The organism is Intestinimonas sp. MSJ-38 (assembly GCF_018917925.1).
Classification (GTDB): domain Bacteria; phylum Bacillota; class Clostridia; order Oscillospirales; family Butyricicoccaceae; genus Pseudobutyricicoccus.
On the sequence record NZ_JAHLPO010000045.1, the window covers coordinates 1 to 7199 of the forward strand.

Genomic DNA, 7199 nt, shown 5'->3' on the forward strand with positions numbered 1-7199 from the left:
CTACGACCAGCTTCTTGAATTCCGGCGTGTATCGTTTGTTTGGTTTTCCTCTTGACATAATAAATCACCCCATCTGTTAGATAGTATATCATACTGTCTAACAAATGGGGTGCAGTTCAAATGGCCGGGGTTTTTGTTATTCTTCGGTTTTGGTTTCTTCCAGAGAAAGGGGAGCAGGATCGGGGCGCACAGGGCCGGGGAAGGTGGCCACGCACCGATAGATGGGAAGCCCCTGGGAGGAAAACCGCTCTTCGTATTCGGTCATCACATTAAACAACGGCAGCTTGTGCAGATCAAAGGTGATCTGGCTCAGCTTCAGACCGAAATCGGCAAACTGATTGAGCGAGAACTCAAACAGCTTCTGATTGTCGGTTTTCATGTGGATGCTGCCGCCGGGGCAGAGGAACTGGGCATAGACCCGGAGAAAATTGGGGTGGGTTAGCCGCCGCTTGGCCCGGTTGTTGGGGGGCCAGGGGTCGGAAAAGTTGAGAAACAGCCGCTCCACCTCGTCTTTGTCAAAGACATCGGCCAAAGCAATGGCGTCCTGGTTGAGAAAGAGCACATTGGTCAGTCCCAGTTCCATGGCTCCCTCCATGGCGATGACCAGGGCGCTGGGGTCCCGCTCCACTGCCACAAAATTCACCTGGGGAAAATGCTGGGCCATTTGCAGCACAAACCGGCCTTTGCCGCAGCCGATTTCCAGCCAAAGGGGCCCTTTGCGGCCAAACCGCTCTTCCCATTTTCCCTTGAGAGCCTGGGGCTCTGTGATATGTACCTTTTCGCACCGGGCCGTGCGGGGCTCCAGATTCTTTTTGCGGCGCATTCGCATGGCGTTTCACCTGTCTCTTTCCGTATTTTTTGTCAGTTCATCTATTATACTCAAAAGTTCTTTCATTCGCAACCATTCCCCGGGAAATTTCCCGGAGTCGGGCTGGATTTATCCGGCCACGGCAAACCAAACCAGGAGTGCAACCCCGATGGCGAGAAAAACAATGCCAACTTGTCGGTACGGCTTTGCGGTGTACTGCTGATATTTATAGAACAGCATAAAGGCGATGCCGAAGAACAGCAGAGACAGACTTCCTCTCCATGCAGGATTGCCTTTGAGCAAACACAGAACCGTTAAAATTTGTGTGGCTGTAATGACATATTCCAGTGCATGGCTTTTGGCCTGTACATCGATTTGTTGGTCCCGTTCGTCCATGGCCTCGATTTTATCCTGGCGGCTGGCACTTGGGGATAGGCTTCGCAGGAGCAGAGTCCCGCCAAACAAGAAGAGCGCAGCGCACACAATACCATCCTTGATGGTTATGCTGCTTTGACTGATGCCTGTGGACAAATTCAGTAGGCCCAGCACCAGCATGAACAGGCCCTCTGAAAAATTCTTTTTATGATAAATTTTCATATTCCCGATCCTCCTGTTCCTTATTCTCTTGCAGGCAGCACAGCTCCTCCACCGTGACATCAAACACCTGTGCAATCCGGTAGGCCAGCATGAGAGAAGGGCTGTATTACTCTTTTTCAATGGAAATGATCGTTCTTGATGAAACATGAACCAGATCGGCCAGTTGCTGCTGCGTCATCCTGGCCGCTGTACGCAATTCTTTCTGGAGAGAGCAAATAAATGGAACTGCGGGAGATCACCGGAGAAAACTATCAGCAGGTTCTGGACCTTTCCACCGGAGCCGAACAGGAGAAATTTGTCACAGCCAATCTGTATTCTCTGGCCCATGCCTGGGTGTTCCAGAAGACCGCCCGCCCCTATGCCCTGTATGAAGGAGAAGAACCGGTGGGCTTCATCATGTTTGATTGGCGGCCGGAGAAAAAATGGGTGGAGATCTGGCGGTTTATGATCGATCACCGGTTTCAGGGGAAGGGCTATGGCCGCCGGGCCATGGAGCTGGCCCTGGAGAAGATACGCCGGGCAGGGGTGTTTGATCGGGTGCAGCTTTACTATGTGCCGGGGAATGAGAAGGCCCGGGCCCTGTATCGCAACCTGGGATTTGGGGAAACGGGCAACACCCTGGATGGAGAAATACAGATGGAACTGATCCTGGAGTAAATAAAAGAAAACGGCAGAAATCAAAAGAAAAAGGACGAAAAAGAGAACTAATGGGGAAATAGAGTGAATTTTGACGGAAAACGGGGAAAAAGCAGAGGCATTCCCTTGACAAAACCACAAAAGGACGGGTATCATAGAAACAAAAGGAACCTGCGAGAAGGGAAGGCGATCCCCATGGGGAAGAAAAATGGAATCCAGTGGAAAAAACTTTTGTGGCAGTATACCCTGTTCACCATCGGATCGGTGATTTATGCTGCGGCCGTGGCCCTGTTTTTGGACCCCAATGAGCTGGCCCCTGGCGGCGTGGTGGGCATCAGCGTCATTCTCAACCGCCTTACCGGCCTGCCCACCGGCACGCTGATGCTGTGCATCAACATCCCCTTGCTGCTGGCTGGGGTGTGGAAACTGGGACTGCGGTTCTTGCTGTCCACCATTTATGTCACTTTCTTTTCCTCTTTTGTGGTTAATCTGCTCACCCCCTATGGCCCTCTCACCGAAGATCTGCTGTTGGGCGCCTTCTTTGGGGCCGTGGTGCTGGCTGTGGGTATTGCTCTGGTCTTTCGGGCCGGCGCCACCACAGGAGGCACCGACATCCTGGTGCGCCTTCTCAAGCTGCGGTATAAGCACATCGAAACCGGCAAGCTGTTTTTCTGCACCGACCTGGTGGTGGTCATCTGTTCCATGGTGGTGTTTCGCAATGTGAACACCGGCCTGTATGCCCTTTTGTCCATTATGGTATTTGCTATTGTCTTTGATGTGGTGCTCTATGGCAGCGATACCGCAAAAATGGTTTATGTGGTGTCGGAAAAGGAGGAGCGCATCGCCCGGCGGATCATGGACGAGCTGGAGATCGGCGTCACCTATGTCCACGGCCAGGGGGCTTATACCGAAAAGGAGAAGCGGGTGATCCTCTGCGCTGCCAAAAAGCAGCTGTTCCCCAAGGTGAAGGAGATCGTCAAGGAAGAAGACCCGCAGGCCTTTTTGATCGTCTCTTCCGCCAGCGATATTTACGGCGAGGGCTTCAAAGACCATTTCGCCGAGGAATTTTGATTTGTGAAGGGAGTGGAGAGCATGGATGCTTCCATGGAGAAAACGCTGAAGAATTTTGAGAGCCACGGCATCAAGGCCCGGTATTTTGAAACCGGAGAGCAGGCAAGACAGGCCATCGTCCAGGCCGTTCAGGGGAAAAAGGTGGCCTTCGGCGGCTCGGTGACTTTGCAGCAGCTGGGGTTTTATGAGGCCCTGGAGCAGAACAATTCGGTTTTCTGGCACTGGGTCACTCCCACAGAAAAGCGGCGGGAGCGGGAGAAGGAATGTGAGGTCTTTTTCACTTCGGCCAATGCCCTCAGCCGCACTGGGGAGATCGTCAACATCGACGGCACCGGCAACCGGGTGACCATGGCGGCCTATGGGCCGGAAAAGGTCTATTACATCTGCGGGGTCAACAAACTGTGCCCCGACATCACTTCGGCTATTGACCGGGCCCGGAATGTGGCAGCGCCTCAAAACGCCAAACGCCTGGGGCTGGATACGCCCTGTGTGAAAGATGGAGTGTGTCATAACTGCCAAAGCCCCCAGCGGATCTGCAATGTGATGGATATCACGCTGCGCCGTCCCGGTGCTGTGGAGGTGGAACTGTGGATCATCCAGGAGGAACTGGGCTATTGAGCAGGAAAAAGGCCCTGGCCTTGGCGGGAGCCGGGATTCTGGCGGTTTTGTGCGCCGGATGCGGCACGGCGAGCGGGGAATATTATAAGGAGACCGCCCACACCTCTTTGGCGGAAAGTGAATCCCGACTAAGTTTCAGCAGCGGGGTGAGCAATTACTATGCCCTGCAAAGCGCCGTTTTGAGCATGATCGGCGCAGGCCAGGAGCTGAGTACCCTGCCTGTGGGCAATTACGAAGGCTCGCTGGAGGAAGATCTGAGCCGCATCACCCAGGAGATTACCACCGAAAATCCCCTGGGTTGTTTTGCTGTGTCCTCCATTGTCTTTGACCAGACCAAAATGCTCACTTATGAAGAATTGAGCATCACCATCCAATACAAACGCACCCCGGAAGAGATCGCCGCCGTGCGGGAAGCGCCCAGCCAGCAGGAGTTTGAGCGGCGGCTCACCGAGCTGCTTTCCGGCTACGGCACAGAGGCGTATTTTTCGGTGAGCGCCCTGGAGGATGGGGAAGAGGATCTGTATGACCGGGTGCTGCGGTGCTTTTATGGCGCGGCCGACACGGCCTATGGCCTGAAAAGCGTCAGCCTGGCCACTTATCCCAAAACCGGCCCCAAGCGGATCGTGGAAGTGAAGCTGGAATGGACCGACAGCCGGGAGACCTTGCTGGAGCAGGGGCAGCAGGCCCAGGAGCGCGCCCGGGAAATCTGCACGGAGTTTAATGGGAAGAGCGATTTTGAGCGCCTGGATTTCGTACAGAAATACCTGGGAGACCATGTGCGCTATGATGACAAGGCCATGCGGGTGGTGACCGAAACTGGAGGACGGCAAAGCCGCACTTCTACATACACGGCCTACGGGGCCCTGGTGGAGGGGGTGGCCGCCCAATCCGGGCTGGCCCACGGGGCCAAGTTGCTGCTGGATGAGCTGGGGGTGCCCTCCACGCTGATTGCCGGACAGAACGGCGACATCAGTTATCTGTGGCTGCTGGTGCAGAGCGAAGGGGTGTGGTATCACTATGACCCCACCGGCGACCATGGCCTGATGAGCACCGAGGAATGCAAGCAGCAGGGCTATACCTGGAATGAACGGGTTTATGACGATTTGTCCTGAGGATCTCCCCGGCGAAAGAAAATTTTTTTCGCTGGGGAAAAACCCCTTGACAAAACCCTAGGGGTTTGCTATTATAATAAGGCACTTGCGGATGTAGCTCATCTGGTAGAGCGCCACCTTGCCAAGGTGGAGGTAGCGAGTTCGAGCCTCGTCATCCGCTCCATAGAAAAGACACGGTCAGATGACCGTGTCTTTTTTGTTTTCTCCCGTTTTTTGTCCCAGGCCCTGGGCGTGTGCGGCAGCGCTTGGGAGCTCAGGCTTTGGGTAGTGAATTGACTTTTCAGACGGAGTGTGGCATACTTGTGCCATAACAAAACCAAGAAACCACACCTTTTTACAATGAAAGGAGAACACGAACTATGGGAATTTTGTCTCGCTTTGCCGACATCATCTCGGCCAATATCAACGCCCTTCTGGACAAGGCGGAAAACCCGGAGAAGATGATCGACGAATATCTGCGCCGGGCCATGGAAGACCTGGCCGAAGTGAAGCAGGAAACCGCCGCCGTCATGGCGGAGGAAAACCGTTGCCAGCGTCTGTGGGAAGAGAACCGGAAGGATGTGGAGAAATACACCGATCTGGCCAAAAAAGCCCTTTTGGCCGGAAATGAAGGGGATGCCCGCGTCTTCCTGCAGAAGAAGCAGGAGCTGGAGCAGGCGGGAGTTTCTTTGGAAAAGACCTACCAGGCGGCCCGGCAGAATGCAGAAAAGATGCGTCAGATGCACGATAAGCTCACCGAGGACATCAATACCCTGAAAGCCCGCCGGCAGAATGTGAAGGCCACCATGGCAGTGGCCCGCACCCAGGAGAAGGTCAACCGGGCCCAGGAGGCTTTTGACGGCGCAGGCGGCGCCATCCAGGGCTTTGCCCGCATGGAGGAAAAGGCCCAGGCCATGCTGGATCAGGCTAACGCCATGGCTGAGCTGAACCAGCGTCCCGCCGATCCAGCAGCGGCTTTGGAGGAGAAGTATTCTTCCGGCGGCAGTGCTGCCGTGGAAGACGAACTGGCCAAACTCAAGGCCGAGATGGGGCTGTAAGATGGGTCGCGGCGGAAGAGGGGGCGGCGGTGGCCGCTCCAGCGGCGGCGGAGGCGGCCGCTCCTCCGGCGGACGGATGGGAGGCGGTTCCTCCTTCGGCGGCCGTGGTGGCCGATCCGGCGGTTCATTTGGAGGCGGGTTTTCCCGCGGCCCTTCCCGGCCGCCTATGGGCGGTTGGCGCCCCACTTATCGGAGCAGTTGGGGCCCGCGCCGTCCTGCACCCGGTCCCGGGCCTTCTCCCGGCGGCTGCGGCTGTCTGTGGAGTACATTCCTGCTGCCCATCCTGTTGGTGCTGGTGCTTTTCGTCCTTTTCTCCGGTGTGGGGAATGTGCTTCACGGCGGTTCCTTCCTCTCTTCAGGAAGCGGGGACATCACCCGCTCCACCATCAAGCGGGAGCCGTTGGACAAGGCCTATGTGAATGAAACCGGTTATTATACCGATGAGCTGGGCTGGGTTCGCAGCAGCAGTACCCTGGAAAAGGGCATGAAGGCGTTTTACCAGGAAACCGGCGTGCAGCCCTATCTGTACCTCACCGACACCGTCAATGGCACCACTTCTCCCGCTTCGTCGGATATGGAAGCGGCCTGCCAGGCGCTGTATGATGAGCTGTTCACCGATGAGGGACATATGCTGCTGTTGTTCCAGGAGTACAATTCCTCTGGGAATTACAATATGTGGTATGTGTGCGGCAAGCAGGCCAAAACCGTGCTGGACGATGAGGCCATGGACATCCTGATGGATTATGTGGATTATTACTACTATTCCGATCTGGATGAGGACGAGATGTTTGCCCAGGCTTTCCAAAAGGCGGGAGACCGGATCATGTCGGTGACCCGTCCGGCCTGGATGATGCCGGCCATCATTCTGGGCGTGGTGCTGCTGGTGGCGCTGCTGTACAGTTGGTGGAAGAAGGCCAAGCAGCAGAAGAACCTGGAGGCCGAACAGACCAAAAAGATTCTGGAGACCGATCTCAACACCTTTGAGGACAACGAGATGAAAGATCTAGAAAACAAATACAAATAAGAAAGCATAAGGCCTGGCGTCTGCCGGGCCTTGAGCGTGTCGAAAAAGTGGCTTAGGCCACTTTTTCGAGTTTTTGCAAGGGGCTGGCGGAGTGCCTCCGCTCCCATACTGCGTTCCCGCGCTGGCGGCGAGCCGCCGCTCCCATACTGCGCTCCCGCGCCGGGCCGGTTGTACGCAGAAAAGCAAAGAAAGTATGGCCGTCCGGCCACCGGACCAGCGGGGCGCCCCGCCCTTGAGAAGTGCAAAAAGCCACGCACAGGTCGCGGCTTTTTGCGGATTGATAGGGGTAGGGCGGA

The 7199-nt window shown here is 55.7% G+C and carries 8 protein-coding genes, 1 tRNA gene and 1 pseudogene; 7 read left to right on the forward strand and 3 right to left on the reverse strand.

The genetic code is table 11. From position 1 onward, the window contains the following. Positions 1–136: 136 nt before the first annotated feature. The 3 genes and pseudogenes from trmB to KQI26_RS14695 all read right to left on the reverse strand — a co-directional run bounded on the left by trmB (position 137) and on the right by KQI26_RS14695 (position 1622). On the reverse strand, positions 137–829 hold the full coding sequence (gene trmB / locus KQI26_RS14685) for a tRNA (guanosine(46)-N7)-methyltransferase TrmB (RefSeq protein WP_216504996.1): 693 nt from the start codon (positions 827–829) through the stop codon (positions 137–139). 108 nt (positions 830–937) lie between these two features. Then, positions 938–1405 (reverse strand): DUF6442 family protein, encoded by a 468-nt coding sequence (locus KQI26_RS15445; RefSeq protein WP_253292894.1) that lies wholly within the window; start codon positions 1403–1405, stop codon positions 938–940. Continuing rightward, positions 1389–1622: pseudogene (locus KQI26_RS14695) on the reverse strand (helix-turn-helix transcriptional regulator). Before KQI26_RS14695 ends, KQI26_RS15445 begins: the two are co-directional and overlap by 17 nt. A gap of 2 nt (positions 1623–1624) precedes the next feature. Here KQI26_RS14695 and KQI26_RS14700 point away from each other — a divergent pair. The 7 genes from KQI26_RS14700 (at position 1625) to KQI26_RS14730 (ending at position 6903) form a co-directional block, all read left to right on the forward strand. Next, positions 1625–2062: a GNAT family N-acetyltransferase gene (locus tag KQI26_RS14700; RefSeq protein ID WP_216504997.1), complete on the forward strand. Its 438-nt coding sequence runs from the start codon at positions 1625–1627 to the stop codon at positions 2060–2062. Between the two features lie 174 nt (positions 2063–2236). Further along, positions 2237–3112 (forward strand): YitT family protein, encoded by an 876-nt coding sequence (locus tag KQI26_RS14705; protein WP_216504998.1) that lies wholly within the window; start codon positions 2237–2239, stop codon positions 3110–3112. A gap of 3 nt (positions 3113–3115) precedes the next feature. Next, on the forward strand, positions 3116–3730 hold the full coding sequence (locus tag KQI26_RS14710) for a lactate utilization protein (RefSeq protein WP_371744213.1): 615 nt from the start codon (positions 3116–3118) through the stop codon (positions 3728–3730). Beyond that, positions 3727–4842 (forward strand): hypothetical protein, encoded by a 1116-nt coding sequence (locus KQI26_RS14715; RefSeq protein ID WP_216504999.1) that lies wholly within the window; start codon positions 3727–3729, stop codon positions 4840–4842. Before KQI26_RS14710 ends, KQI26_RS14715 begins: the two co-directional genes overlap by 4 nt. 87 nt (positions 4843–4929) lie before the next feature. After that, positions 4930–5005, forward strand: a tRNA-Gly gene (locus KQI26_RS14720). Positions 5006–5201: 196 nt separating this feature from the next. Further along, positions 5202–5879, forward strand: coding sequence for a PspA/IM30 family protein (locus KQI26_RS14725; RefSeq protein WP_216505000.1), 678 nt, complete (start codon positions 5202–5204; stop codon positions 5877–5879). 1 nt (position 5880) lies between these two features. Continuing rightward, positions 5881–6903: a hypothetical protein gene (locus KQI26_RS14730; RefSeq protein ID WP_253292895.1), complete on the forward strand. Its 1023-nt coding sequence runs from the start codon at positions 5881–5883 to the stop codon at positions 6901–6903. The last annotated feature ends 296 nt before the right edge of the window (positions 6904–7199 follow it).